Source organism: uncultured Brevundimonas sp. (assembly GCF_963974615.1).
In the GTDB taxonomy this organism is placed as follows: domain Bacteria; phylum Pseudomonadota; class Alphaproteobacteria; order Caulobacterales; family Caulobacteraceae; genus Brevundimonas.
This window is the reverse complement of sequence record NZ_CAXBDH010000001.1, coordinates 232,956-257,668: the sequence shown is the minus strand read 5'-3', so window position 1 is coordinate 257,668 and position 24,713 is coordinate 232,956. Positions and strand designations below refer to the sequence as shown.

The window sequence follows — 24,713 nt, the reverse complement described above, 5'->3', positions numbered from 1 at the left end:
TCACAACGAGGTCCGGAAATGATTCGCCCCCTGCTGATCGCGACCGCCGTCACCCTTGTCCTGCCTGCGGCGGCCCATGCCCAGGACACGGGGGCCATGGGATCATGGGCATTCGTCATCGGGGCCGGGACCGACAACCGGTCCAAGGACGCCTCCAAATCGGACGGTGACGCCTATGTCTTCGGCCTGGCCCAATGGGAAAGCGCTGATGGCTTCGTCTATGCCGGCCCGTCCTTCGAGACGATCCGCAGCTCGAGCGGTTCGAACCTGGAAGCCGCCGTCAACGCCGGCATCCGCCCCGAGATCGCCGGCTTCGACGTGGACCTGAACGCCAAATACAAATGGCAGGTCGATGCGGCTGCCGGCTATGACGCCGATTCCTGGGAGTTCACCGGCAAGGTTTCCCGCTCGATCGGGCCGGCCAAGGCCCGGCTGCTGATCCAGTATTCACCGGACAACACGGGGTCGTCGCTGGCCTGGACCTGGATCGAGGGTCGCCTCGGCTGGGACTTCACCGACAAATTGTCGGGCACGGCCGCCATTGGCCGCCGCGAGCAGGACAACAGTGTCGACTACACCGGCTGGAACGCCGGGATGACCTATGCCGTGACCCACAATGTCGACTTCGATCTCCGCTACTATGATACGGACGCCAACCTGCCGGGCGAACAGTATGCGTCGGCGGTGGTCGGAGAAATGACCTTCTCCTTCTGATCGCTCTGGCCAATTCGGGCACCAGCGTCCATCTTGCGAAAATGAACTTTCGCCCGACGACCATCGAACGCGCCTATCAGCTCGCTGAAGGTGGAGACTGCCGCACCGTCGGTGACATCAAGCAGAAGCTGCAGTCCGAAGGCCATGAGCGGGTTCAGGAAAACCTGTACGGTTCTTCCCTGACCGGGGCCCTGCGCAAGCTGTGCCAGCAGAATTACGTGGCCTCGGAAGAAGAAATCACCGCCGTTGCTGGGTCCGATGACGACGACGACGACGATCTGGACTGAAATCCAGAAGCCTTGCTTTCGTCCGAAAGGCACGTCACAAGGCTAAACGTCGATCTCACTGCGTCACGCTCTTGCACCCCTTTGCATCCGCACCGAGGTCTAAAGCCGATCCATTCAGACCCGACAGGCCGATCAGGAGCTATTTCCTGCGGCCAATTCTAACGGAGGTCCTGAAAATGGCTACCGGCACTGTAAAATGGTTCAACTCCACCAAGGGCTATGGCTTTGTCCAACCCGATGACGGTGGCAAGGACGTGTTCGTCCACATCTCGGCCGTCGAGGCCGCTGGTCTGAACGGCCTGAACGAAGGTCAGCAGATCTCCTACGAGATCGAAAGCGACCGTCGCACGGGCAAGGAATCGGCCGGTCAACTCAAGACTGTCGGCTAGATAACGCACTGAACGGCGGCTACGTCCCTGACGCAGCCGCCGTTTTTGCATCCGGACGATGCCTTCCAGTTCAGGAAGCGCCGTCCAACAGAATTCGCGTCGTCCTTGCTATTGATGCGGACTACGCCCACATGAAGATCGTCGATCTCTCTGCGTAACGCTGCTGCCCTTTGCATCGCGCACCGAGGTCAAAAAGCCGATCCCATTCAGACCCGACAGGCCGCACAGGAGCTTTTTCCTGCGGCCAACGCTAATGGAGGTCCTGAAAATGGCTACCGGCACTGTAAAATGGTACAATTCCACTAAAGGCTACGGCTTCATCCAGCCCGATGACGGCGGCAAGGACGTTTTCGTCCACGTCACCGCTGTCGAGGTTTCCGAGCTGAACAGCCTTGATGAAGGCCAGAAGATTTCCTTCGAAGTCGAGCGCGATCGCAAGACCGGCAAGGAATCGGCCACCCAGCTGAAGGCTGCCGAGTAAATCCGGTTTCGGCGGCTTCGGCCGCTATCTGGGCTGACGGGCCGGTGCTGTTTGCGCCGGCCCTGAAGCTGTTTTTCAATGGAGTACGCCGATGACCCCTCTGTCCGAGATGATACCGGCGATGCCCGACGCCGACCTGAAGACCCTCCGCGCCAATGCGGAACGTCTGCTGGGTCGTGGTACGGCGGGACAGATCGCTTCCGCCAACGAGATCCTGCCGCTGATCGAGGCCGAGTTCGCGGCCCGCATCGCCGCCAAGCCGCCGGCCAAGAAGCGCGCCCCGGCCAAGAAGAAGGTCGTCGTCGCCGACGGTGCCGAGCCCGTCGTCAAGGCCGCGCCCAAGAAACGCGCCCCGGCCAAGAAGAAGGTTGCCGCAGCCGCCGAAGCGACCGCGAGCTGACGTTTCAGGACAGGGCCTGATCCAGATCTGCGATCAGGTCCTCAACGTCCTCGACCCCCACCGACAGGCGGATCAGGTTTTCCGTCACACCGCCGGCGTCACGCAGCGCCTTGGGCACCGAGGCGTGGGTCATGATGGCCGGGTGGTTGACCAGGCTTTCGACCCCGCCCAGCGACTCGGCCAGGGTGAAGACGGCGACCCGCTCCAGCACCCGACGCGTGCGCGCCAGATCTCCGTCGATGACCACCGAGACCATGCCGCCGAAGCCGCGCATCTGGCGGCCGGCCAATTCATGCTGCGGATGGCTGATGAGGCCGGGGTAGATGACCCGGGCCACGCCCTTCCGCTCTTCCAGCCAGCGGGCGATGGTCAGGGCGTTGTCGCAATGAGCCTTCATGCGCAGACCGAGCGTCTTCAGGCCACGATTGGCGAGGAAGGCGTCGAACGGGCCCATGACCCCGCCGACCGAATTCTGCAGGAATTTGATCTCGGCCGCGACCTCGGTGTTCCCGGCCACCAGCACGCCACCGATGATGTCCGAGTGACCGTTCAGATATTTGGTCGCCGAATGCATGACCACATCGGCCCCGAGAGCCAGCGGCTGCTGGCACCAGGGGGTGGCGAAGGTATTGTCGACCACCAGAAGCAGACCATGGGCCTTCGCGACCTTTGACAGGGCGGCGATGTCGGCGATCTTCATCATCGGATTGGTCGGGGTCTCGACCCACAGCATCTTCGTCTTCGGCGTGATCGCGGCCTCGACGGCGGCGATGTCGCTGAGATCGACATAGGCGAAGTCCAGACCCATCGAGCGACGACGCACCCGCTCGAACAGCCGCCATGAGCCGCCGTACAGGTCATCGCCGGTGACGATGTGCGACCCGGCGTCCAGCAGCTCCAGCGCCGTCGAGGTCGCGGCCATGCCCGAGGCGAAACCGAAGCCCTGAATTCCGCCCTCCAGATCGGCGATACAGGCCTCAAAGGCCTCACGCGTCGGGTTCTTGCCGCGGGCGTATTCATAGCCCTTGTTCACGCCCGGACTTTCCTGGGCATAGGTCGAGGTGGCGTAGATCGGCGTCATCACCGCGCCCGTGGTCGGGTCGGGGCGCTGGCCGGCATGAATGGCACGGGTCGAAAAGCCCTGATGGTTCTTGATATTGGCCATGGGCTTACCGGTTCAGGCTGAGATGGTTGATCAGATCGGTACGGGTAATCAGGCCGACAAAGGTTTCGCCGTCCAGCACGATGGCCACCCGGTCGCGGTCGAACAGGGGGATCAGGGCGTCCAGCGGCTCATTGACCTGAACCGTATCGAGATCGCGGGTCATCACCGTGCCGACCGGCTTGCTGAAGCGTTCCTTGCGGGTGACCTCGTCGGTGTTCATGACATGGATCAGATCACTCTCGTCGACGATGCCGACCAGACGACCGTCCTGGATCACCGGCAGCTGCGAAACGTCGGCACCACGCATGCGCTTGAACACCGTGTCCAGCGTATCGTCAGGGCCGGCCATGACCACATCACCCTTGGCGTATTTGCGGTGGATCAGATCGGACAGGTCGCCATGGATGTCGCGCTCGCCCAGGCCCTGATCGGCCAGCCAAGCGTCGTTGTAGACCTTGGACAGATATTTGGCCCCGGTGTCGCAGACGAAGGTGACGCAGCGCTTGGGTCCGGTCTGTTCACGGCACCAGCGCAGGGCGGCGGCGACCAGTGTGCCCGAGGAGGACCCGGCCAGAATGCCTTCCTTCAACAGCAGATCGCGCACGGTGGCGATCGCCTCGGCATCCGGAATGGAATAGGCCTTGTCGATCAAATCCATATGGGCGGTGTCAGGCACGAAATTCTGACCGATACCCTCGACCGTATAACTGCCTTCCGGCCCCGGAATGCCCTCATTGACGATACCCGCCAGCACCGAGCCGGTCGGGTCGGCGAGGATGATCTCGGCCTTGGAGCCGACGCTCTTCAGATACTGGGCGACCCCGGTGATGGTCCCGCCCGAGCCGATGCCGGCGACATAGGCGTCCATATCGTGGCCCATCTGTTCCCAGATCTCGGGGCCGGTGGTGGTGAAATGGGCCAGGGAGTTGGCGTCATTGGCGAACTGGTTGACGTAGAAGCCACCCGGAATCTGCTGCGCCAGACGCTCGGCCATGTCGGTGTAATATTCCGGGTGGCCATGCGGCACGTCCGAGCGGGTCAGGCGTACATCCGCGCCCATGGCCCGCAGATGCTGGATCTTCTCCTTGGACATCTTGTCCGGAATGACCAGCAGCACCTTATAGCCCTTGGCCTGACCGACCAGGGTCAGGGCCAGGCCGGTATTGCCCGCCGTCGCCTCGACGATGGTGCCGCCGGGCTTGAGGAAGCCTTCCTTCTCGGCCGCGTCGATCATCGACAGGGCGATGCGATCCTTGATCGACCCGCCCGGGTTCTGGGATTCCAGCTTCAGGAACAGCCGGCACGGACCGGTGTCGATGTTCTTCACCTCAACCATCGGCGTCAGACCGATCAGGTCCAGCAAGGATCCGACCGGGGCGCTGAGAACAGGTTTGGCGGACAGTGACATTCATCGACTCCGTGAGCGTTCGCGGCGGAAGCTGATCGTCAGACCCGACAAGGTCAACCCACGCAAGATTTAGCCCTTTGGGGCGAAGCACACTACATAGGAACTCAATGACAAAAACACCCCGCAGGCCCGCATCGGGCCTCCCCGACAAAACCACCCTCCTCGCCTTCCTCACAGAAGCCGGAGGGGCCGAAAAAACCGATATCGCCCGCCATTTCGGCCTCAAGGGCGAGGATCGCCGCCGTTTGCGCGAAATGATGCGCGAGCTGGAAGCCGAAGGTCTGCTGGGCAAGCGAGGTCGCAAGACCTTCTCCCCCGCCGGTGACCTGCCGCCAGTGGGCGTCGCCGATGTGGTCGAACGCGACGTGGACGGCGACATGTATGTGCAGCTCGTCGACGGGGCGGCCGATGCGCCCCGGGCCGTGTTGGTGCCGGACAGCGGACCCAGGTCTGCCCCCGCCCCGGGCATGGGCGACCGACTGCTGGTCAAATTCGTCAAGGCCGGGGACGGTTGGGAGGCGCGGCTGATCAAGGCGCTGGACGCCGGCACCAATCGCGTCCTCGGCGTTATCCGCAAATCCAATAAGGAGACCCGGGTTGAACCGGTCGACCGGCGCTCGAAGGACGTGCTGGTCATCCCGTCGCTGCAGGCCGCCGACCTGAGGGACGGCGACCTGGTGCTGGCATCCATCGAGAAGGGCGCACAGCGCTACGGGCCCAAGCGCGGCAAAATTCTCGAGACCGTCGGCCGTGAGGATGACCCCCGGGCCGCCTCCCTGATCGCCATTCACGCCCACGGCGTCCCGACCGGCTTTTCCGAGGCCGTCGAACAGGAGGCCCTCGATCAGGCCCTGCCGACTCTGAAGGGACGCGAGGATCTGCGCGAAATCCCCTTCATCACCATCGACCCGGCCGACGCCCGCGACCATGACGACGCCGTCTATGCCCACAGGGACGAAGACGCGAAGAATCCCGATGGCTGGATCGTCTGGGTCGCCATCGCCGACGTCGCCGCCTATGTCCGGCCCAATACCTCGCTGGATCGCGAGGCCCGGGCCAAGGGCAATTCGACCTATTTCCCCGACCGGGTCGAGCCGATGTTGCCCGAAACCCTGTCCAACGGCCTGTGCTCCCTGAAGGAGGGCGAGAACCGCGCCTGTCTGGCCGTGCGGATGATCTTCGACAAGGATGGCCGCAAGACGGGCCACCGCTTCGTGCGCGGCCTGATGCGGTCGCACGCCAAATTGTCCTACGAACAGGCGCAGGAGGCGATCGACGGCCAGCCGGGCGATGCCACCGGCCCGATCATGGACGCCATCCTCTATCCGCTGTGGAACGCCTATCACACCATGCTGAAGGGCCGGCTGAAGCGCAGCCCGCTGGCGATCCAGAGCCCGGAACGACGCATCATCATGGCCCCGGACGGCGGCATCGCCGCCATCGAGCCGCGCAAGTCGCTGGAGGCGCATCGCCTGATCGAGGAAATGATGATCCAGGCCAACGTCTGCGCCGCGGAGACGCTGGAGCAGAAGCGCACGCCGCTGATCTACCGCATCCACGACACGCCCAGTCAGGAGAAGACCTTCAACCTGGCCGACTTCCTGCAGACCATCGGCAAGCCGTGGAACAAGGGCGAGGCCCCGACCACCAAACGGCTGAACAAGCTGCTGGACGAGACTCGCGACACGCCCCACGCGGACGTCGTCAACGAGGTGGTGCTGCGCAGCCAGATGCAGGCCATCTACAGCCCCGACAACATCGGCCATTTCGGCCTTAACCTCGATCGCTACGCTCATTTCACCTCACCGATCCGGCGCTATTCCGACCTGATCGTGCACCGGGGCCTGATCCGCGCCCTGGGGCTGGGCAAGGACGGGCTGACCGACCGCGAGGTGGCGGAACTGCCGGCCATCGCCGAACAGGTGACCACGACCGAGCGTCGCTCGATGGCCGCCGAGCGCGATGCGATGGACCGCTATATCGCCGCCTTCCTCGAGGACCGGGTCGGGGCCACCTTCCCCGGCCGCATCACCGGCGTGACCCGCTTCGGCCTGTTCGTGCGACTGGAGGAGACCGGGGCCGACGGCCTGTGCCCTGTGTCGTCGCTGGGCAATGAGTATTTCCACCACGACGACCGCGCCCACGCCCTGATCGGCGAGCGCAGCGGCCAGCGCTGGACCCTGGGGCGGCAGGTCGAGGTCAAGCTGAAGGAAGCCACGCCCATCACCGGCGGCCTGCTGTTCGAAATGCTCAGCGACCCCGCCCCGCGCGATCCCAACGCCCCGGCACCGCGCTACGGAACGCGCGCACGCGACAGGGGGCCCGGCGGCAACGGCCCGCCCAAGCGCGGCAGCAAGCGTCCGGGTGGCCCCAAGCCGCCCTCCGGCGGTCTGAAGGGCGTGCGCAAGGGCAAGCGACGCTGAGCGGACCCCGCGACTTCACGAATTGACAGGTTTCGGTTCCGGTTACGCTTCGGCTACCCTCGGTTTCTGACCGGGAGGATGCCGATGAACCGTCTCGCCGCCGCCGTGGCCCTGATCACAACCCTGCTGCTGGCTCCGCCGGCGGCCGCCAATGACACTGTGGCCTCGCTGAAGGCCGGAGGACTGGTGTTCGAACGCACCGACGGCATCACCATGCTGTCCGAGGACCTGTTCCTGTCGATGAACGAGGTTCGGGTTACCTATCGTTTCCTCAACCACACCGACGAGGGCATCGAGACCATCGTGGCCTTCCCGATGCCGGACATCGAGCCGGACTGGATGGGCAGTATTCGCGGACCGATTCCGGATCCCATGCGGGCGCTGCCGTTCATCACGCGGATCGACGGCTATTCCGTGGACACGCAGGTCGAGCAGAAGGCGATGCTGAACGGCGTCGACGTCACCCGTCGACTGCAACGGCTCGGCTTGCCGCTGAACCCATATTGGGACGCCCTGGAGGGACCCGTCGCCGATCTTTCGGAAGCCCAGATCGCCAAACTGGTCGCCGACGGCCTGCTCGACAGCAACATCCATAACGATGGCGTTCGAACCAGCATCGGTCTGTGGACCCTGAAGACGACCCACTACTGGACCCAGTATTTTGCGCCCGGCGCGGAGATCGAAATCCAGCACCTCTACATTCCGGTACCCGGGGGAACCTCAGCGACCCGGGACTGGAGAAACGAGGAAATACCGGATCACTACCGCGATGAATACTGTGTCGACGAAGCGGTACGTTCGGCCATCGCAGACAAGCAGGCGGACGAGACCCAGATGCCGGAGACATGGCTGGACTACACCCTGGTCACGGGGGCCAACTGGTCCGGCCCGATCCGCGATTTCCGGCTGGTGGTCGACAAGGGATCCACAAACAACGTTGTGAGCTTCTGCGGCCAAGGCGTGCGCCGGATCGGCCCGACCCAATTCGAGGTCCGCTACACCAACTACACCCCGACACGTGACCTGAACGTGCTAATTGTCGAGGGTGACCGCTACACCGACTGAACCCTTTGATGCTGCCCGGGACCTGGCTGACGCCCCGCGCGTCGGCGGTCGCCAACGGCCGAAGGACGCCGCCACACTGATCCTGACCCGGACGAGGACGAAGGGTGCCGAGGTTCTGATGGGCCGCCGCGCGCCCGGTCATGTCTTCATGGCCTCCAAATGGGTCTTTCCCGGTGGCCGTATCGAACGGGCAGACTTCACTGCTGCTGATGGCGGCAGTTTGACGCCCGAGGCCCTGCGACGGCTGACCCGTGAGACCGACGCCCGCCGAGCCCGGGCCCTGGCTCTGGCCGCCGTGCGCGAGACCTTTGAGGAGACCGGTCTAATTCTGGGGCGATCGGCCCCTGCGGCCCCTGTCACCGGCTGCTGGCGCGACTATCGGGCTGCGGGGGCCCTGCCGGACCTGTCGGCCCTGACCTATGTCGCTAGGGCCATTACCCCGCCGGGGCGGACTCGCCGGTTCGACGCTCGCTTCTTCCTGGCCTCGGCCGAGGCCCTGCTTCACCCAGAGCCGACCGCCGGCTCCGGCGAGCTGGACGAGATCGCCTGGCTACCGATGGCCGAGGCCCGGACCCTGGACCTGCCGGCCATCACCCGATTCGTGCTGGGGGAGATCGCCGAACGCCTGCAGGTACCGAACCGGCCCCTGCCCTTTGTGCGGATGGTGCGCGGGCGGCACGTTGTCGAGCACCGGTGACGCCGGGCGAGCTGTCTAGTCAGTCAATGGCCGGCTCAGATCGAACTCGACCCTGAAATGCCGGTTCTCCCGGCGCAATTCATAGGCAAACACCCGGCCGGGGTGGACCTCCATGGCCCAGACATTGGTGGTCGAAACAGCGGCGTTGCCGGCGTTGAACAGATCGATCGAGAACTGGTCGACAGGAAACTCCTGACGCTCGACCGTGCCGGGGCTAACCGTGTCGCCCCCGTACCAGTGCAGCCCGTCCGGTCGCCCCTGGGGATCGCGATGATCGTGCTTCAGTCGGAGTCCGTCCGACGTACGGGTCACGACCCAGGTCCGCGACCGGTCCTCGCCGACCTGAAAGGGAATGCGGATTTCATCGGCCGAACAATCCCTGACCTGCATCAGCAGCCGCTGACTGGCCATGCCCGCGTCGGTCGGGTCGGTTGTCACCAGCTGCCCCTCGAACGTCTGTCCGCAAAGATCGGTCAGGCGGGCGAAAAAGGCGTCCTGCGGCGAACCGGGGCCCGGTATGGAGGTACAGGCCGACAGGGCGAGGATAGCGAAGGCCAGAAGGCTGGAGGCGATGTGTTTCATACCTGCAGACTAGACCCGCCTTGCCGAAGGCTGCACCCTGTTTCTGACAAGGGCCTCATCCAGGGTCAGGCCGGCTCTCGGGTATCCGGTGGGCAACTCCGTCGCGGGCGGACCGGACCATCCGCGACGGGCCGTTGACTTCGGCGGCTTCCCGAGTATGTTCCGCGCTCCTAATTTCAGCGGCTTTCGCCGTCGCAGAGGTAATTCCGATGGCCAAACCGGCTTCCATCAAGATCCGCCTGAATTCCACGGCTGACACCGGCTTCTTCTACGTCACCAAGAAGAACGCACGGACCATGACCGAGAAAATGCTCGTCAAGAAATACGACCCGGTCGTGCGCAAGCACGTCGAGTTCAAGGAAGGCAAGATCAAGTAGGACGGTTGCCGGGCGGTCGCACTGACGCGTCGCCCGGACCTGTCTGAACGGCGTTGGCAGCGTCCGGTCGCAAGGCCGGGCGTTTTGCTATGCGTCAGGCGACGCGGGAAATGACCTTGTTGCGACCGTGCGCCTTGGCCTCATAGACCCCCTCGTCGGCCCGCTTCAGCAGGGCCTCGGGCGAATCTGACCCACCCTCGGTGACGGCAACACCGATGGAGATGGTGATGGTCAGGTGTTCGGCCCCACTCATGATCGGGAACGGCGTCGCGGCCACATCCCGACGAATCCGGTCCGCAATCCGCACAGCGTCTTCCAGGTTCGTTCCCGGCATGATCACGACGAATTCCTCGCCACCGACCCGGCACGGCAGGTCGATCGCACGCACATTTGTGGCCAGTCGCACCCCGAATTCGCGCAGCACCTCATCACCGGCGTCGTGACCGAACCCGTCATTGACTGCCTTAAAGTGATCGATATCCATCACCAGCACCGCGACTTCACTGCCCCCCTGCCCGGCCCGCTTGACCATGGCGTCCAGCTGGCTGGCCATATAGCGACGGTTATGCAGTCCGGTCAGGGCATCAGTCACCGCCATCTCGAGGCTGTAATCGAGCTTCTGTTTCAGATAGTCGGTGTAGCGCTTGCGGCGAACCTGCAGTCGGGCCCGGGCCGCGAGCTCTTCCGTATCGACCGGCTTGGCCAGAATGTCATTGGCCCCCAACTCCAGCGCCTTGACCAGGCGCGGCCGGTCGGCCGGATCGACCACCGCCAGAATGGGGACCCGGCGCGAGACGTCGCTGGACCGGACCTGGGCGATCAACCGCAGCCCATCAAAACCTGAGCTCGACACATTGATGATCATCAGATCGATCGGGCTGCGCGCCGCGATCAGGGCTTCCGCCGGATCGCCCTCGACCACCGGTCGGTGGTCAGTTGCCAGATGTTCAACGATACGAGTGGCCTGGAGCTCATTGTCATCGGCGACCAGAATGCGCCCCCCGGCACCGCGCAGCCGTCCCCCATTGTCGGTATCGACGCCGATCCGACGGCCGCTTTCCTCACGTTCGCGCAGTTCGTCCATCACCGACTTCAGACGCAGCAGCGAACGAACCCGGGCCATCAGAATGAGGTCATCGATCGGCTTGGTGATGAAATCGTCGGCCCCGGCCTCAAGGCCCCGCAGCTTGTCTCCGCGCCCGTCCAGTGCCGTCACCAGAACAACCGGAATGTGGCGGGTGGATTCATCGGCCTTGAGCCGGCGGCAGGTCTCGAAACCATCCATGCCCGGCATCATGACGTCCAGCAGGATGATGTCCGGCTGTTCCTCGGCCGCGATTGCCAGGGCGGTAACCCCGTCATGGCAGCCCAGGACGTCATAATATTCCAGGGTCAGCTTGGCTTCGAGCAGCCGGACGTTGACGTCAACGTCATCTACAACAAGAATTCGCGCAGTCATGTGTGTTCCGCGACCTCGGACACGCCGAGATGTTTGCGCACGACCTCAAGGAAATGCATCACGGAAATCGGTTTGGAAATATAGGCCTCGCAGCCGCCCTGGCGGATCCGTTCCTCATCCCCCTTCATCGCGAAGGCGGTCACGGCAATCACCGGAATATGGGCCAGATCCACGTCATCCTTCAGCCATTTCGTGACCTCCAGCCCCGATATCTCGGGCAACTGGATATCCATCAGGATCAGATCAGGCCGGTGTTCGCGCGCGAGCGCCAGGGCCGACAGCCCTTCGCGGGTCTGCAGCGTCTGGTAGCCCTGGGAATCAAGCAGATCATGAAACAGCTTCATGTTCAGCTCGTTATCCTCAACGATGAGGACTGTCTTGGACATGTTCACCCGGCCCTGTTTGCCTCATCCAGAATGCGCGGCAACGCGGAGGCTTTGCGCCTTCTTCACGTGCACTCTGACCTATCCAGTCTTAAGTTGGGGTGAAGCTGCACCGGGAGATCCGTCACCGTGCCGATACGGGCCATCTGCCGTGACTGCCTGTGGAGCGCGGACCAGCGACTGACGCGCTGCCCCGTCTGCGATTCCCGACGCGTCATCGTTCACGATCAACTGGACAGGCTTTCGGTCGCCCACCTCGACTGTGACGCCTTCTATGCCTCGGTGGAAAAGCGCGACCGGCCGGAACTGCGGGACCGGCCCGTGATCATCGGCGGCGGTAAGCGCGGCGTGGTTTCCACCGCCTGCTATGTCGCGCGCCAGTACGGGGTCGGCTCGGCCATGCCGATGTTCAAGGCGCTGAAGGCCTGTCCGGATGCGGTGGTGATCAAGCCGGACTTCAGCAAATACAAGACGGAGAGCGCGCGGATCTTCGCCGCGATCGGCAAGCTGACCCCCCTGGTCCAGACCCTGTCACTGGACGAGGCCTGGATCGACCTGTCGGGCACTGAACGGTTGAACGGCGGACCACCGGCGCTGCAACTGATCCGTCTGCAGAAATGGATCGAGGACGAGATCGGCCTGTCAGTCTCGATCGGCCTGGCCCCCAATCGTTTTCTCGCCAAGATCGCGTCCGAACTGGACAAGCCACGTGGTTTTTCCGTCATCGGCAGCGAGGCCCAGGCCCTGCTGGCACCGCGTCCCGTTTCGATCCTGCCCGGCGTCGGCCCGGTGTTCTCGGCCCGGCTTCGCAGCGACGGCTTCAACACCATTGGTGACCTGGCTGCCGCCGACCTGCGCGATCTGGTGCGACGCTATGGCGAGTCCGGCCTGCGCCTGTATGAACTGGCCCACGGCCGCGACGCCCGGTCGGTCAGCCCTGATCACGATCGCCGCGGCATGAGCGCCGAGACCACCTTCAACCACGATCTGACGAGCGTCGCCGAGCTGGAGGCCGAACTCTGGCCCCTGTGCGAGAAACTGGCCTCAAAGGCCCGCCGCGACGGCGTCGCCAGCCGCGTGCTGGTGCTGAAACTGCGCGGTACTGACTTCCGGATCGTGACCCGCCGCGTCAGCCTGCCCGAACCTGTCCAGACCGCCCGGGCCCTGTTTGCCTCAGGCCGCGCCCTGCTGACCCCCGAACTGGGACGCCCCTACCGGCTGATCGGCATCGGCATGACCGATGTGACCGATGCCGTGGATGCGCCCGCAGCCCTGTTCGAAAGCCCCGAGGTCCGCACCCTCAAGACCGAGACCACGATCGACGCCCTGCGCATGAAGTTCGGCAAGGACGCGGTCGTGGCCGGACGCAGCCTGAAACAGCGCAGCAAGACCGGCCCTGACTGACACCGTCAATCAGGGCCAGATCACTGCGGTCTGGCGGGATCACTTCGGGGTGCGTAACGGTCCCGGTTTTGTGTGCTGGCCGCCGCGACCGCGGCTCGTTCATCGAATTCCCGCCATTCACGTCGCGTCTTGCACACCCGGGCGCGGGTTTGCAGCCGACTGGCCGCCCGTGGCTCGGCTCGGCATACGACCTCATCCTGAGCCGCCTCAGCCTCGACCGTTACCGTAGCGACAGCGCCGCCACCAGGGGCTTGGGGCTGTTCCTGGGCCTGGGCTGCGCCAACCCAGAACAAGGGTAGAGCCAGGATCGCAAGCGCCAAACGGATTTCACGCATTCATCGTCTCCGGTTAATTTCAGAGACCTTAGCAATGATTTTCGGGCTCACAACCGCGCAGATTCCATCGCCATGCTCGACATGCCCAACATGTCTCACCTGCGCACAGGTAGACCGGGGTCTTGGAGCCCTCCGCCGGTTGCGGGGGCGGCGCAGGCACTCGATGCGCAGATCAGGGAAGCCGCCACTCTTCGGCCGGGCGAGGCCTTACTGCGGCCGTGCGAGTGGGTCGTGATTGTTATAGCGTGACATATTCTGAAGGCGGCTCACTTCAGCTTCCGCGTCCATTGCCATTGTCCGCCAGGCTCGTCGCGTATCACAGACCCTGGCCCGGCTTGGCAGTCGGCTGGCGGCGCGTGGCAAACGCTGACAGACTACCTGATCCAGATAGGCCGTTTCCTCCGGCGTCTCGGCGACCTCGGTCACCGGAATTTCCACAGCCGTCGTGACCACGGGCCCGTGGTCTTGCGTCAGTTCAGGGACTGTCTGGGCGGCCTGAGCACTCCAGGTCCAGCAAAGTAAGATCGCGGCCAATCCGCCGATCATCCAAAAACGGTGCATCTCTCACCTCCTGATTGCAAGAGCTCACCATACCATCATAGCAACACATTGCCAAAGAAGGTGGCTTTCCAGTTGTCATTCGAAGGGTTAAGTCCCGCCGCACAAACACGGAGCCCGCCATGACCATCGCCGCCCGCCTCGCCGATCTCGGAATCAACCTGCCGGAACCCGCCAAGGCGGTCGCCAACTACGTTCCCTACGTCCGGTCCGGAAACCTGGTCCACATCTCGGGCCAGCTATCGAACGATGCTGCAGGCGGCATCAAGGGCACGGTCGGTGACGACGTTTCTCCGGAACAGGCCCAGGCTGCGGCCCGGATGTGCGGCGTCAATCTACTGGCCCAGATCTCGGCCGCACTGGACGGCGATCTCGAGCGCGTCGTGCGTATCGTCAAACTGGGCGGCTTCGTTCAGGCCGCCGGCGATTTCACTGCCATCCCCGCCGTCATCAACGGTTGCAGCGACCTGATGGTCGAGGTGTTCGCTGACAAGGGCCGCCACGCTCGCTCAGCCGTCGGCGTCTATCGCCTGCCGCTCGGTTTCGCCGTCGAGGTGGACGCCATCGTCGAGGTGAAGTGAGCTTCACGCTTACGGTTCACGAAGAGATCGCCGACATCGGGGCGGCCGCCTGGGACGCCTGCGCAGCTCCGACCGGTGATCCCTTCGTCTCGTTCGATTTTCTGCACGCTTGCGAAGCCTCCGGCAGTGCTGCGCCGCATCAGGGCTGGGCCCCGCGCCATCTGGCCTTGCGGGACGGGACGGGCGTGGTTCTGGGGGTCATGCCCCTCTATCTGAAGGGCCACAGCCAGGGCGAATACGTCTTCGACCACAGCTGGGCCGACGCCTATGAGCGAGCCGGTGGTCGCTACTACCCCAAACTGCTTGGGGCCGTGCCCTTCACCCCGGCCACCGGCCCCCGATTTCTGCCGCACCCCGACGCCGACGTCGCCCCGGTACGGGCGGCCCTGCTGCAAGGGGCCATGACCCTGGTCGAGCGATTGGGCATCTCATCCCTGCACGTCAATTTCCCGACCGAAGGCGAATGGCGGGCCATGGGCGACGCGGGCCTGTTGCAGCGACAGGACATGCAGTTCGTCTGGCGCAACGCTGGCTATGCGACCTTTGACGACTTCCTCGCCGCCCTGTCGTCGAACCGTCGCAAGACCATCCGCCGCGAACGGCGCGAGGCACAGGCGGGTCTGGATATCCGCGTGCTGACCGGTTCCGATCTGACCGAGACCCATTGGGATGCCTTCTTCAACTTCTATATGGACACCGGCTCGCGCAAATGGGGCCAACCCTATCTGACCCGCGACTTCTTCAGTCGTATCGGGGCGACCATGGCCGACCGGATCGCCCTGGTCATGGCCTTCCGCGACGGGGAACCGATCGCCGGGGCCCTGAATCTGATCGGTCGCAACGCTCTGTACGGCCGCCAGTGGGGGGCGCTGGAAGACGTGCCCTTCCTGCATTTCGAGCTCTGCTATTATCAGGCCATCGAATTCGCCATCGCCCGCCGCCTGTCGCGCGTTGAGGCCGGGGCCCAGGGCGAGCACAAGATCGCCCGTGGCTATCTGCCGGAACCGGTCTATTCGGCTCACTTCATCGCCGATCCCGGTTTGCGCCGGGCCGTCGCCCACTATCTGGAAGGCGAGCGGCCGGCGGTTGAGGCCGAGATCAGCGCATTGGCGAACACGCTCTCACCCTATAGGACGTAGGGCTTCGCACGACCGGGTCGGGGTCAGGCTGCGGCCCGACCCGCACACGCCGACCTTCCCGACTCTGATCTGCTGCAGGTTCCCGAATGACGACGGACGGATGGTCCCCACCCTTCTCGCTGAAGGAAAAACTGAGGCACAGCCTCATACCGGCGAGCCTTCAACTGCGATGGCGGGTTCGACGGGCCCTGCGACGCGGTGAACCGGAACTGGCGCTGTTGCCGGAACTGGTCGACCCGCACCGGGTAGCGATCGATGTCGGGGCCAATTCCGGGGTCTGGTCATGGTCGTTGCTGCGGGTCGCCCGCGAGGTCCATGCGTTCGAGCCCAATCCCAAGATGTTCAGTCGTCTCAAGGCGGCGCTGGGTAACCAGGTCCATCTGCACACGGTGGCGCTTTCGGACACGGCCGGAGAAGCCGAATTCATCGTGCCTCTCACGAAGCGCGGTTATTCTAACCAGCACGGCTCACTGAGCCGCATGGGAGCCGATGGCGCGCATGGTATCGTCAAGGTACAGACCTGCCGCCTCGACGATCTGGACATCCGCGATGTCGGCTTCATCAAGGTCGACGTCGAAGGGTTCGAATGCGCGGTCCTGGCCGGCGCGGTGGAAACGCTGAAGCGCGAGCGCCCGGTGCTGGTCGTCGAGCTGGAGGAACGTCACACTGGCCGCCCGATCGCCGACCTCATCCGCGAGGTCGAGAGCTATGGCTATGCCGGCAGCGCCTGGTTCAACGGTCGCCTGACGCCATGGCAGGAGATCGACCTCGACACCTTTCACACCAGGGCGGTCGAAACCCCCCGCTATGTGTTCAATTTCGTGTTCCGCCCCCTGGCAGTCTGATCCCGTCGGAATCAACCATTGCCCGCGGCGCGGGCGAACAGATCCGCCAGCTCGGTATTGACGGCCCCGGGACCGTCCAGTTCGACCACCGCCGTCAGTCGCTCGGACCAGCTTTCGTTGCGGGACGGTGCCGAGAGCCGTTCGGACTCCTCGGGGTCCAGTTTCATCGCCAGCCGGGCCGCGCCGCCCTTCAACGGTCGCATCGCAGCAAACTGCACCTCCCGCGAGAAGGCCGTATAGCCCTTGCGCTGGGAAACGATGATCGCATCCAGGTCTGCGGCGATCCGTTCGACGGCCTCCAGCGCGGCCAGCGAGCGTGGCTCGGCCCACAGGGCCGTCCGCAGACCCTCGGCATCGCTCCAGCCAAGCGTATCCGCCGGGCGAGCGGCATCAAGGATCATGGCCGCATGATTGGCCCCGATCCCGTGGGTCGCCTTCAGCCAGGCGGCCTGGGCCCGGGGCCGAGTCTCCGGGCAACCCTTGAGGATATCGACCCAGACCGCCAGCGGCCGACCTGTCTTCGCCTCGAGATTGGCCTGCACCGTGGCGAACCATTTTTTCTGCCGTTCGGTCATGGCTGGGGCGGTCATGGGTTTCTCCGTTTCGCTCTGATCCTCGCGCGTTTCCGACCGCGACAAAAGGCCCCGTCGAGATCGAAAAGCGGAACCCGCGTGGGCGTGAAACGCTGATCCTGTAGCCGCACCGGTTTCCCCCCATTCAAGGATATACTCATGATCGAACAACGTATCGAAGGCACCGCCACCGAAGTCGGCGGCAAGGTCCAGACCGGCCTCGGCAAGCTGCTCGACGAGCCCAAATTGCAGATCAAGGGCCGCTTCAACCAGGCCAGGGGCAAGACACGTGACCTGTACGGACAGGGCCTTGATCGTCTGGACCGTCTGGTCGAGCGGGCCCCAACGGATCTTCGTGATCCGGCCAGAACCGGCCTGGACTTCGCTCGCCGCAAGCCGCTGCTGACCACCGCCATTGTCGCAGGTCTGGGTTTGCTGCTGGCCGGGGCCGGGGCCGGCCGCCGCCGCTAGAGCGGACCCGGATTTCGCACCGGGGCACCACACCCCGCTCGACAAAAGGCCCGGGCGTCACCGCCCGGGCCTTCGCCGTTCCCTGCCGGTTGATCAGCCCGCGGTTTCGTCCGCCGGCTCCTTGACCGGCGCGCCCGAGGGGCCGGTGACGTCGAAGACGATCTTGCCGTCTGTCAGCTTCACCTTCACGTGGCCGCCACGCGTCAACCGTCCGAACAGGATATCGTCGGCCAGCGGCTTCTTGATATGCTCCTGGATGACCCGTGCCAGCGGTCGTGCGCCATACAGTTCGTCGAAGCCATTCTTGGCCAGCCAGTCGGTGGCGTCGTCGGTCAGTTCGATGGTGATGTTGCGGTCGGCCAGCTGAGCCTCGAGTTCCAGCACAAACTTGGTCACCACCAGCCGGATCGTCTCCTGGGCCAGCGGCTTGAACGAAACGATGGCGTCCAGACGGTTGCGGAACTCGGGTGCGAACAGACGCTGGATGGCCTTCTCGTCCTCACCCTCAACCTTGCCTCGGCCGAAGCCGATCGAGGCCCGGGCATTGTCTGCGGCCCCGGCGTTGGTGGTCATGATCAGCACGACGTTTCTGAAGTCGACCTTCTTGCCGACCGCGTCGGTCAGCATGCCATTGTCCATCACCTGCAGCAGGATGTTGTAGACATCCGGGTGGGCCTTCTCGATCTCATCCAGCAGCACCACGGCGTGCGGATGCTGATCGACGGCGTCGGTCAGCAGGCCGCCCTGATCATGCCCGACATAGCCCGGGGGCGCGCCGATCAGTCGGCTGACGGTATGCCGCTCCATATATTCCGACATGTCGAAACGCAGCATCTCGATGCCGAGGGTTGAGGCCAGCTGCTTGGCTACTTCGGTCTTACCCACCCCGGTCGGACCGGCAAAGAGGAAGGAGCCGATCGGCTTCTGCGGATCGCGCAGACCGGCCCGGGCCAGTTTCATCGCCGCCGAGACCTGTTCGATCGCGCCTTCCTGACCGAATACGGCGCGGTTCAGATCGGTCTCCAACGCCTTCAGGCCCTCGGTGTCGGTCTTGGAGACCGACTTGGCCGGAATGCGCGCCATCTTGGCGATGACGGCCTCGACCTCCTTCTGACCGATAACCTTTCTGCGCTTCGATTCCGGCAACAGCATCTGGCTGGCCCCGGCCTCGTCGATAACGTCGATGGCCTTGTCCGGCAGTTTTCGGTCGGTCATGTAGCGTGCCGACAATTCGACCGCCGAGCGCACCGCAGCCTCAGTATAGCGCAGCTTGTGGTGGGCTTCGTAATAGCTCTTCAGGCCGCGCAGGATCTTGATCGTGTCCGCCACGGTCGGCTCATTGACGTCGATCTTCTGGAAGCGCCGGACCAGGGCCCGATCCTTCTCGAAATGCTGGCGGTACTCCTTGTAGGTCGTCGACCCCATGCACCGCAGCGTCCCCGACGCCAACGCCGGCTTCAGCAGGTTCGACGCGTCCATGGCCCCGCCCGACGTCGCACCCGCGCCGATCACCGTATGGATCTCGTCGATGAACAGGATGGCATTCTCGTGGTTCTCGAGTTCCTTGACGACCTGCTTCAGCCGCTCCTCGAAATCACCGCGATAGCGGGTGCCGGCCAGCAGCGCCCCCATGTCGAGCGAATAGATGGTCGCGCCTTCCAGCACGTCCGGGACCTCATGATTGACGATCTTGCGCGCCAGCCCCTCGGCGATGGCGGTCTTGCCGACCCCGGGCTCGCCAACCAGCAGCGGATTGTTCTTGGTTCGGCGACACAGGATCTGGATCGAGCGATCCACCTCGGCTTGGCGCCCGATCAGCGGGTCGACCTTGCCCTGGCGCGACTTCTCGTTGAGGTCGATGCAATAGGCTTCCAGCGCCTCGCCGCCCGACTTGACTGCAGCCGCGTCTTCAGAGTCCTCGGGACTGTCGCCCTTGGTGGGTCGGACTTCCGAGGCCCCCGCCTTCTTCGCGATGCCATGGGCGATGAAATTCACCGCGTCATAGCGGGTCATGTCCTGCTCCTGCAGGAAATAGGCAGCGTGGCTTTCACGCTCGGAGAAGATCGCGACCAGCACATTGGCTCCGGTCACCTCCTCGCGACCCGAGCTCTGAACATGGATCACCGCCCGCTGGATCACCCGCTGGAAGCCGGCCGTCGGCTTGGCCTCCTCGCCGTCCGAGGTCGCCAGCGCCGCCAGGTCCGTGTCGACATAAAGCGTCAGCGCCGCCTTCAATGCGACCAGCTCGACGTTGCAGGCGGTCATCACACCGGTGGCGTCGGGATCGTCGATCAGGGCCAGCAGCAGGTGTTCGAGCGTGGCGTACTCATGCCGACGCTCGTTGGCATAGCCGACGGCGCGATGCAGCGTTTCTTCGAGAGGACGTGAAAAGGAGGGCATGGGGTATTCCTCTCAGTCTTTTTCCATCGTGCATTGCAGCGGATGCTGGTGGCGTCGCGCCGTCTCGACCACCTGGGCGACCTTGGTTTCGGCCACCTCGTAGGTAAAGACGCCGCACACCCCGACACCATGCTGATGCACATGCAGCATGATGCGAGTCGCGGCCTCGCGGTCCTTTTGAAAGAACCGCTCCAACACATAGACGACGAATTCCATCGGCGTGTAGTCGTCGTTCAGGATCAGCACCCGATACAGGGACGGCTTCTGCAGCTTGGGCTTTGTCTCGGTGACAGTTGCCGAGCCGAGCCCCTCATCCTGTCGTTCACCTGGCCGCTTGGAAGGCATTCGTATTCCGTATCGGGAGTCTGGAGATCAGATAGGTGATGATGGCCTGAATTGAAGATGCGTCCAGTCACAGCTTACGTGACAGGAGTTAATGACAGAAGTTTCACGGGTTCCGGCATCCCCGACCCGGTATCGATGGGTGAGCCGCATTATCGCTGGCGGAGGTTTCCATGCTCTTTACCGTCCTGTTCGCCACGCTGGCTCTCGGCCAGTCCCAGCCCGTCCTGATCCCGGAGCAGCCGGTGCTGACGGAGGTCATCAAGGCCAGTGACGCCGACATTTTCAGCGTGATGTTCGACCGCTGCGATCCTGCCGCCCTAGCCGACCTCGTCACCGAAGATATTGAATTCTATCATGACCGCGGCGGGCTGACAGCAACGCGCGCGGCCTTCGTCGATGACTATGCGAAGGATTGCGCCGGCAAACAGGCCCTGGGTGCCGTCCGCTCGCGTCGGGAACTCGTGCCCGGCACCCTGCAGGTCCACCCTATTCCCGGGGTCGGTGCCGTTGAGGAAGGCAGTCACCTCTTCTACGAGCGCCAGGGCGACGGGCCGGAACATCTGGTAGGACGGGCGCGGTTCTCGATCCTGTGGCGGCTGGAAGATGGACACTGGCGCGTGGCCCGGGCCTTCAGCATCGATCACGCTGCGGTGGAATAACGAAAAGGCCCCCGGGATCACCCCCGGGGGCCTTCGATCGCTGGTGGTATCGAAAGGCGTTTAGCGAGCGGCCTGAAATTTTTCGACCGAGGCGCTGACGCGCTCGTTGATCGGCTTGAAGCTATCCTTGACCGAGGCGGTCACAACGTCCGTCATCTTGGTCAGCTCGGCCATATAGGTTTCCATCGCCGACTTGGCGAAGGTGGTCTGCAGCTCGACCAGTTCCTGAACCGAGCGCGCCTTCGACAGCGACTGGGCGGCGGCGACACCGTCTTCCCAGGACTTCTTGCCATAGGCCAGCGACTGCGAGGACAGGGCCTCGGCACCACGCTGGGCGGCCGTGGCCGACTCGACGACGGCTTCCAGGTTCTTCTTGCCCTGGGCGTTGAGCTCGGTCAGCGAGGCGACCGACTTGTCGACGCCTTCACGGAAGGCCTTGGCACCATCGGCCTGGGCCTGCTTGGCGCTGGCCTGAACCTTCTCGGCCTGGGCCTTGACGGTTGCGGTGGCGGTTTCGACGGTTTTCTTTACGGTTTCGGCGCTGTCGGCCATAGGAAGTCTCCGGAAGCTGATCGCGGCAGGGCCGCCATGAATGTCTTTCACGCGGGACTTTTCCCTCGTGACAGCCTCAATATGGTGCGTATGCGAAGAATCGTCAAGTTTTATTGTGCGACGCAACATAACCGTCACAACGGCCGCCGCGAACTTCACAACTGCGTTGACGGCTTGTTAACCGCCATGAAACCCTGCCGCTCCATGTTAGCTAGTCACAGGCGGCGCGAACGGGGGTCGTTGCCGCGCATATTGTTCAAAGAGGCGGTTGCTTGCCGAAGATCGCATTTCTCCGTCGTGGACTGGTCGCAGCGCTGGCGCTCGTGGTTCTGTCCATATTGCCAGCACCGGGCGTTCAGGCCCCGGTCGCCCAGTCTGCTGAAAACACCCGCTATGCGGCGATCGTGGTTGATGCCGCGACCGGCGAGGTCCTGTTCGCGCGTCACGCCGACAGTCGTCGTTACCCAGCCTCGATCACCAAGATGATGACGCTGTATCTAGCGTTCGAAGCCCTATCCGAAGGACGGGCCAAGCTGGATGACGTGATCACCGTTTCGCCCCGTGCAGCCTCCCAGCCGCCCTCCAAACTGGGGCTGGCGGCCGGGCAGACCATCACCCTGGACGACGCCATGCACGCGACGGCCGTGCGCTCAGCCAACGACATGGCCGTGGCCATCGCTGAACATATCGGCGGCAACGAGGCCCGGTTCGCGGCCATGATGACGCTGAAGGCCGAGGAACTGGGCATGACCCGGACCCGCTATGTGAATCCCAACGGTCTGCCGGACAGTCGCCAGCTGACCACGGCCCGGGATCTGTCCATCCTGGCCCGTGCCGTGATGCGCGACTATCCGCAGTACTATCGCTATCTGGGCTTTCACGACTGGGCCTATCAAGGCCGACTCTACCGCAACACCAATGGCCTGCTGGCGACCGGCCAGGGCTATGACGGCATGAAGACCGGCTATACCAACGCCTCTGGATACAATCTGGCGGCCTCGGCGGTGCGGGACGGGCGTCGCCTGATCACCATCGTCCTCGGCGGTCGCTCCACCGCATCGCGTAATGCCCATGTCGCCGAACTGATGGACACTGGCTTCGAGCTGGAACGTCTGCGCGATCGCGGCCAGTCGATCCAGATGGCCCAGACCTTCTTCGAACAACGCGGCTTCGGCGTCAGTGTCGATAATTCCGAAACGGTCGCCTATGCCGCCAACGACAGTGACGATGAGGATGGTCCCGTCACCGCCACGGCCGTCGCCTATACCGCCGCGCCACCGCCTGCATCCCGTCCGACACCGACCATCCAGACCATGATGGCGGAAGCTGCCGGCGACGGGGATCTGACCGCGGCCCTGAACGGGGCCACCACGGACCGCCGCCGACCGGCCGCCCCGCCCCCGGCCCGGACCGTGCCCCCCCGCACCCCGGCCGGCTACTGGGCCGTACAGGTCGGGGCCTTCCGCGACGAGACCGTGGCCGGAAACTGGCTCACCGAGGTCAACCGCCGCTTCCGCTCCCAGTTTTCGGGAGCTGAACGTTCGGTCCAGAACGCCGCGGGCTGGTACCGCTCGCGCTTCATCGGCCTGACCGAGGATGCCGCCCGGGCCGCCTGCGCGGCCCTCGACGAGCGTCACGTCACCTGTATGGTCGTTCGTCCGGAATAGATCGTCAGCCGCGTTTGAGGCGGTCTCGCGCCGCATTCAGCTGCGCTGCTAGCCCCTCGCTGCCGCCCTGGTCAGGATGGGCGCGCGCCATCAGGCGTCGCCAGGCCGCCTGCACCTGTTCCGGCGTGGCATCGGCCGGAACGCCCAGCAGCGACCGGGCCTCGGCCGCGGTCATCGCTTGGGGACGGTTGACCGCCGCGCGGATTCGCGAACCCAGCACCAGCCACAGTCCGGCACCTTCGAGCGCAAGCGCGGCAATCCAGGCTCCGCGGGCCGCCGCCAGCACGCCGCCGGCCAGCAGAACCGCGCTCAGCAAGGTCGCCGTCACCCGCCAGTGGCCGCGTCGGGGACCTTCGGCCTGCCGGCCCAGCCGCACCAGCGCCCAGACGGCGATCCCCGCCAGCGCCAGCCAGATCAGCCCCAAGGGGTCACGCGGCGACGTCCAGGGCGATCATGACGTCGTCCAGACCCATCGCCTGCATCAGATTACGCAGCTCCTGCCGCGCGGCGACATGGGCCAGGGACACGGACACCGGCCGGATGTCGTTGGACAGGTCCGCCACCGTCAGACCGAACGGAAACAGTTCGCGATAGATGACCCGGTCGCGCAATCCGACTCCGATCCGGAACCCCACGCGCTTGGCCAATTTGGCCAGACGGCTGTCCAGTCGGCGACGGTTCCGGGCCTCGGCCACGGCCAGACGGTTGGTCACCACGAGCCAGTCAATAGACCCGCCCCGCTCCACCGCCCGCTGTTTGCGGGCTTCCCAGACGCTCTCGGAATAGATCGACGGCCGCTGCAGCTCCAGCGTCACCGGATCGACCTGACCCAGCAGGTCGAAGTCGACGAAACTGTCATTCATCGGCGTCACGATCAGATCGGCGCGAGCGTGGGCCAGACGCGACAGGGCGGTGTCACCACCCGGTGTGTCGATCAGGACGACGTCCGCCGTCAGTCGGGCCTCGGCAAAGGCCTCATCGAAACGCGCTACCTGCTCGTCCTCACCGGCCCGGGCCAGCAGCTTGCCGTCGCCCATGTCCGGCTCGCTGGGCATCGGCAGGGCCTGGGCATTCGCGGCCATCCAGGCGGCACGGTTGGCGAAGAATTTGGCCAGGGACCGCTGGCGCAGGTCGAGATCGATGATCGCCACGCGCCGTCCGGCGTGCAGCAGGGCCGTGGCGATATGGATGGCCAGGGTGGATTTGCCCGCCCCGCCCTTTTCATTGCCGACGACGATGACCTGGGGGTCAGCCATTGCGTTCCCGATCCTGACTGTGGTCGCCGACTCAACATGAGGCGATCCGGCGGTCAGAGTCGCGGGGTCCGCGGCGTCCGTCAACGAAAGGTTAAGCGT

27 protein-coding genes are annotated in these 24,713 nt (G+C 64.4%); 16 read left to right on the top strand and 11 right to left on the bottom strand.

Annotated features, from left to right (window positions below):
* The first annotated feature begins 18 nt into the window (after window positions 1-18).
* The 5 genes from AAC050_RS01245 to AAC050_RS01225 all read left to right on the top strand — a co-directional run bounded on the left by AAC050_RS01245 (window position 19) and on the right by AAC050_RS01225 (window position 2,271).
* Window positions 19-714, top strand: coding sequence for a TorF family putative porin (locus tag AAC050_RS01245; RefSeq protein WP_339913221.1), 696 nt, complete (start codon window positions 19-21; stop codon window positions 712-714).
* Window positions 715-755: 41 nt separating this feature from the next.
* On the top strand, window positions 756-1,001 hold the full coding sequence (locus tag AAC050_RS01240; RefSeq protein ID WP_339913220.1) for a hypothetical protein: 246 nt from the start codon (window positions 756-758) through the stop codon (window positions 999-1,001).
* 176 nt (window positions 1,002-1,177) lie between these two features.
* Complete coding sequence (locus tag AAC050_RS01235; RefSeq protein WP_300444100.1) at window positions 1,178-1,390, top strand: cold-shock protein; 213 nt, start codon at window positions 1,178-1,180, stop codon at window positions 1,388-1,390.
* Between the two features lie 268 nt (window positions 1,391-1,658).
* Window positions 1,659-1,871 (top strand): cold-shock protein, encoded by a 213-nt coding sequence (locus AAC050_RS01230; protein ID WP_300444097.1) that lies wholly within the window; start codon window positions 1,659-1,661, stop codon window positions 1,869-1,871.
* Between the two features lie 91 nt (window positions 1,872-1,962).
* Entirely contained in the window at window positions 1,963-2,271 is a 309-nt protein-coding gene (locus AAC050_RS01225) for a hypothetical protein (protein WP_339913219.1), read from the top strand.
* A gap of 4 nt (window positions 2,272-2,275) precedes the next feature.
* Here AAC050_RS01225 and AAC050_RS01220 read toward each other — a convergent pair whose 3' ends face one another.
* Window positions 2,276-3,436 carry a cystathionine gamma-synthase gene (locus AAC050_RS01220; RefSeq protein ID WP_339913218.1) on the bottom strand — a complete coding sequence of 387 codons (1,161 nt, stop codon included), beginning with the start codon at window positions 3,434-3,436 and terminating at the stop codon, window positions 2,276-2,278.
* Between the two features lie 4 nt (window positions 3,437-3,440).
* Entirely contained in the window at window positions 3,441-4,844 is a 1,404-nt protein-coding gene (locus AAC050_RS01215) for a cystathionine beta-synthase (RefSeq protein WP_339913217.1), read from the bottom strand.
* A 107-nt stretch (window positions 4,845-4,951) separates the two neighbouring features.
* On the opposite strand from AAC050_RS01215, the gene rnr reads away from it, so the two are divergent.
* From rnr to AAC050_RS01200, 3 genes are all read left to right on the top strand, one after another.
* On the top strand, window positions 4,952-7,267 hold the full coding sequence (gene rnr / locus AAC050_RS01210; RefSeq protein ID WP_339913216.1) for a ribonuclease R: 2,316 nt from the start codon (window positions 4,952-4,954) through the stop codon (window positions 7,265-7,267).
* An 84-nt stretch (window positions 7,268-7,351) separates the two neighbouring features.
* Window positions 7,352-8,332: a DUF4424 family protein gene (locus AAC050_RS01205; protein WP_339913215.1), complete on the top strand. Its 981-nt coding sequence runs from the start codon at window positions 7,352-7,354 to the stop codon at window positions 8,330-8,332.
* Window positions 8,313-9,029, top strand: a complete 717-nt coding sequence (locus tag AAC050_RS01200) for an NUDIX domain-containing protein (protein WP_339913214.1) — start codon at window positions 8,313-8,315, stop codon at window positions 9,027-9,029. The genes AAC050_RS01205 and AAC050_RS01200 overlap by 20 nt, the downstream gene beginning before the upstream one ends.
* A 15-nt stretch (window positions 9,030-9,044) precedes the next feature.
* Here the strand turns inward: AAC050_RS01200 and AAC050_RS01195 are convergent, their stop codons facing one another.
* The gene (locus AAC050_RS01195; RefSeq protein ID WP_339913213.1) at window positions 9,045-9,611 is read right to left on the bottom strand and encodes a hypothetical protein; all 567 of its coding nucleotides are present in this window, start codon (window positions 9,609-9,611) and stop codon (window positions 9,045-9,047) included.
* 209 nt (window positions 9,612-9,820) lie between these two features.
* Here AAC050_RS01195 and rpmG point away from each other — a divergent pair, with 209 nt between their 5' ends.
* Window positions 9,821-9,988, top strand: coding sequence for a 50S ribosomal protein L33 (rpmG, locus tag AAC050_RS01190; RefSeq protein WP_339913212.1), 168 nt, complete (start codon window positions 9,821-9,823; stop codon window positions 9,986-9,988).
* A 94-nt stretch (window positions 9,989-10,082) separates the two neighbouring features.
* Here rpmG and AAC050_RS01185 read toward each other — a convergent pair whose 3' ends face one another.
* Both AAC050_RS01185 and AAC050_RS01180 read right to left on the bottom strand, forming a co-directional pair.
* Window positions 10,083-11,447, bottom strand: coding sequence for a PleD family two-component system response regulator (locus AAC050_RS01185; protein ID WP_339913211.1), 1,365 nt, complete (start codon window positions 11,445-11,447; stop codon window positions 10,083-10,085).
* Window positions 11,444-11,833: a response regulator gene (locus tag AAC050_RS01180; RefSeq protein WP_339913210.1), complete on the bottom strand. Its 390-nt coding sequence runs from the start codon at window positions 11,831-11,833 to the stop codon at window positions 11,444-11,446. Before AAC050_RS01180 ends, AAC050_RS01185 begins: the two co-directional genes overlap by 4 nt.
* A gap of 126 nt (window positions 11,834-11,959) precedes the next feature.
* Between AAC050_RS01180 and AAC050_RS01175 the strand changes: the two genes are divergently transcribed.
* From AAC050_RS01175 to AAC050_RS01160, 4 genes are all read left to right on the top strand, one after another.
* A complete protein-coding gene (locus AAC050_RS01175) occupies window positions 11,960-13,234 on the top strand; it encodes a DNA polymerase IV (RefSeq protein ID WP_339913209.1) in 1,275 nt (424 codons plus the stop codon).
* Window positions 13,235-14,249: 1,015 nt separating this feature from the next.
* Window positions 14,250-14,708 carry a RidA family protein gene (locus tag AAC050_RS01170; RefSeq protein ID WP_339913208.1) on the top strand — a complete coding sequence of 153 codons (459 nt, stop codon included), beginning with the start codon at window positions 14,250-14,252 and terminating at the stop codon, window positions 14,706-14,708.
* On the top strand, window positions 14,705-15,847 hold the full coding sequence (locus AAC050_RS01165; RefSeq protein WP_339913207.1) for a GNAT family N-acetyltransferase: 1,143 nt from the start codon (window positions 14,705-14,707) through the stop codon (window positions 15,845-15,847). Before AAC050_RS01170 ends, AAC050_RS01165 begins: the two co-directional genes overlap by 4 nt.
* Before the next feature lie 86 nt (window positions 15,848-15,933).
* Complete coding sequence (locus AAC050_RS01160; RefSeq protein WP_339913206.1) at window positions 15,934-16,692, top strand: FkbM family methyltransferase; 759 nt, start codon at window positions 15,934-15,936, stop codon at window positions 16,690-16,692.
* Window positions 16,693-16,703: 11 nt separating this feature from the next.
* Here AAC050_RS01160 and AAC050_RS01155 read toward each other — a convergent pair whose 3' ends face one another.
* Complete coding sequence (locus AAC050_RS01155; protein ID WP_339913205.1) at window positions 16,704-17,282, bottom strand: DUF4287 domain-containing protein; 579 nt, start codon at window positions 17,280-17,282, stop codon at window positions 16,704-16,706.
* 141 nt (window positions 17,283-17,423) lie between these two features.
* On the opposite strand from AAC050_RS01155, the gene AAC050_RS01150 reads away from it, so the two are divergent.
* Entirely contained in the window at window positions 17,424-17,735 is a 312-nt protein-coding gene (locus tag AAC050_RS01150) for a CsbD family protein (protein WP_339913204.1), read from the top strand.
* Window positions 17,736-17,828: 93 nt separating this feature from the next.
* On the opposite strand, the gene clpA is transcribed toward AAC050_RS01150, so the two are convergent.
* Both clpA and clpS read right to left on the bottom strand, forming a co-directional pair.
* Window positions 17,829-20,135, bottom strand: a complete 2,307-nt coding sequence (clpA, locus tag AAC050_RS01145; protein WP_339913203.1) for an ATP-dependent Clp protease ATP-binding subunit ClpA — start codon at window positions 20,133-20,135, stop codon at window positions 17,829-17,831.
* Between the two features lie 12 nt (window positions 20,136-20,147).
* Window positions 20,148-20,480, bottom strand: coding sequence for an ATP-dependent Clp protease adapter ClpS (gene clpS, locus AAC050_RS01140; RefSeq protein WP_339913202.1), 333 nt, complete (start codon window positions 20,478-20,480; stop codon window positions 20,148-20,150).
* 170 nt (window positions 20,481-20,650) lie between these two features.
* Here clpS and AAC050_RS01135 point away from each other — a divergent pair, with 170 nt between their 5' ends.
* Window positions 20,651-21,139 (top strand): nuclear transport factor 2 family protein, encoded by a 489-nt coding sequence (locus AAC050_RS01135; RefSeq protein ID WP_339913201.1) that lies wholly within the window; start codon window positions 20,651-20,653, stop codon window positions 21,137-21,139.
* Between the two features lie 60 nt (window positions 21,140-21,199).
* Here AAC050_RS01135 and phaP read toward each other — a convergent pair whose 3' ends face one another.
* The gene (gene phaP / locus AAC050_RS01130; protein WP_339913200.1) at window positions 21,200-21,691 is read right to left on the bottom strand and encodes a TIGR01841 family phasin; all 492 of its coding nucleotides are present in this window, start codon (window positions 21,689-21,691) and stop codon (window positions 21,200-21,202) included.
* A gap of 272 nt (window positions 21,692-21,963) precedes the next feature.
* Between phaP and AAC050_RS01125 the strand changes: the two genes are divergently transcribed.
* Window positions 21,964-23,358, top strand: coding sequence for a D-alanyl-D-alanine carboxypeptidase family protein (locus AAC050_RS01125; RefSeq protein ID WP_339913199.1), 1,395 nt, complete (start codon window positions 21,964-21,966; stop codon window positions 23,356-23,358).
* A gap of 4 nt (window positions 23,359-23,362) precedes the next feature.
* Here the strand turns inward: AAC050_RS01125 and AAC050_RS01120 are convergent, their stop codons facing one another.
* Entirely contained in the window at window positions 23,363-23,782 is a 420-nt protein-coding gene (locus AAC050_RS01120) for a molecular chaperone DnaJ (protein ID WP_339913198.1), read from the bottom strand.
* Window positions 23,783-23,786: 4 nt separating this feature from the next.
* A complete protein-coding gene (locus tag AAC050_RS01115; RefSeq protein WP_339913197.1) occupies window positions 23,787-24,614 on the bottom strand; it encodes a division plane positioning ATPase MipZ in 828 nt (275 codons plus the stop codon).
* Window positions 24,615-24,713 lie beyond the last annotated feature (99 nt).

Coding starts and splice junctions, on each gene's coding strand:
- AAC050_RS01245 (WP_339913221.1), top strand. CDS start 19: ATGATTCGCCCCCTGCTGATCGCGACCGCCGTCACCCTTGTCCTGCCT.
- AAC050_RS01240 (WP_339913220.1), top strand. CDS start 756: ATGAACTTTCGCCCGACGACCATCGAACGCGCCTATCAGCTCGCTGAA.
- AAC050_RS01235 (WP_300444100.1), top strand. CDS start 1,178: ATGGCTACCGGCACTGTAAAATGGTTCAACTCCACCAAGGGCTATGGC.
- AAC050_RS01230 (WP_300444097.1), top strand. CDS start 1,659: ATGGCTACCGGCACTGTAAAATGGTACAATTCCACTAAAGGCTACGGC.
- AAC050_RS01225 (WP_339913219.1), top strand. CDS start 1,963: ATGACCCCTCTGTCCGAGATGATACCGGCGATGCCCGACGCCGACCTG.
- AAC050_RS01220 (WP_339913218.1), bottom strand. CDS start 3,436: ATGGCCAATATCAAGAACCATCAGGGCTTTTCGACCCGTGCCATTCAT.
- AAC050_RS01215 (WP_339913217.1), bottom strand. CDS start 4,844: ATGTCACTGTCCGCCAAACCTGTTCTCAGCGCCCCGGTCGGATCCTTG.
- rnr (WP_339913216.1), top strand. CDS start 4,952: ATGACAAAAACACCCCGCAGGCCCGCATCGGGCCTCCCCGACAAAACC.
- AAC050_RS01205 (WP_339913215.1), top strand. CDS start 7,352: ATGAACCGTCTCGCCGCCGCCGTGGCCCTGATCACAACCCTGCTGCTG.
- AAC050_RS01195 (WP_339913213.1), bottom strand. CDS start 9,611: ATGAAACACATCGCCTCCAGCCTTCTGGCCTTCGCTATCCTCGCCCTG.
- rpmG (WP_339913212.1), top strand. CDS start 9,821: ATGGCCAAACCGGCTTCCATCAAGATCCGCCTGAATTCCACGGCTGAC.
- AAC050_RS01185 (WP_339913211.1), bottom strand. CDS start 11,447: ATGACTGCGCGAATTCTTGTTGTAGATGACGTTGACGTCAACGTCCGG.
- AAC050_RS01180 (WP_339913210.1), bottom strand. CDS start 11,833: ATGTCCAAGACAGTCCTCATCGTTGAGGATAACGAGCTGAACATGAAG.
- AAC050_RS01170 (WP_339913208.1), top strand. CDS start 14,250: ATGACCATCGCCGCCCGCCTCGCCGATCTCGGAATCAACCTGCCGGAA.
- AAC050_RS01160 (WP_339913206.1), top strand. CDS start 15,934: ATGACGACGGACGGATGGTCCCCACCCTTCTCGCTGAAGGAAAAACTG.
- AAC050_RS01155 (WP_339913205.1), bottom strand. CDS start 17,282: ATGACCGCCCCAGCCATGACCGAACGGCAGAAAAAATGGTTCGCCACG.
- AAC050_RS01150 (WP_339913204.1), top strand. CDS start 17,424: ATGATCGAACAACGTATCGAAGGCACCGCCACCGAAGTCGGCGGCAAG.
- clpA (WP_339913203.1), bottom strand. CDS start 20,135: ATGCCCTCCTTTTCACGTCCTCTCGAAGAAACGCTGCATCGCGCCGTC.
- clpS (WP_339913202.1), bottom strand. CDS start 20,480: ATGCCTTCCAAGCGGCCAGGTGAACGACAGGATGAGGGGCTCGGCTCG.
- AAC050_RS01135 (WP_339913201.1), top strand. CDS start 20,651: ATGCTCTTTACCGTCCTGTTCGCCACGCTGGCTCTCGGCCAGTCCCAG.
- phaP (WP_339913200.1), bottom strand. CDS start 21,691: ATGGCCGACAGCGCCGAAACCGTAAAGAAAACCGTCGAAACCGCCACC.
- AAC050_RS01115 (WP_339913197.1), bottom strand. CDS start 24,614: ATGGCTGACCCCCAGGTCATCGTCGTCGGCAATGAAAAGGGCGGGGCG.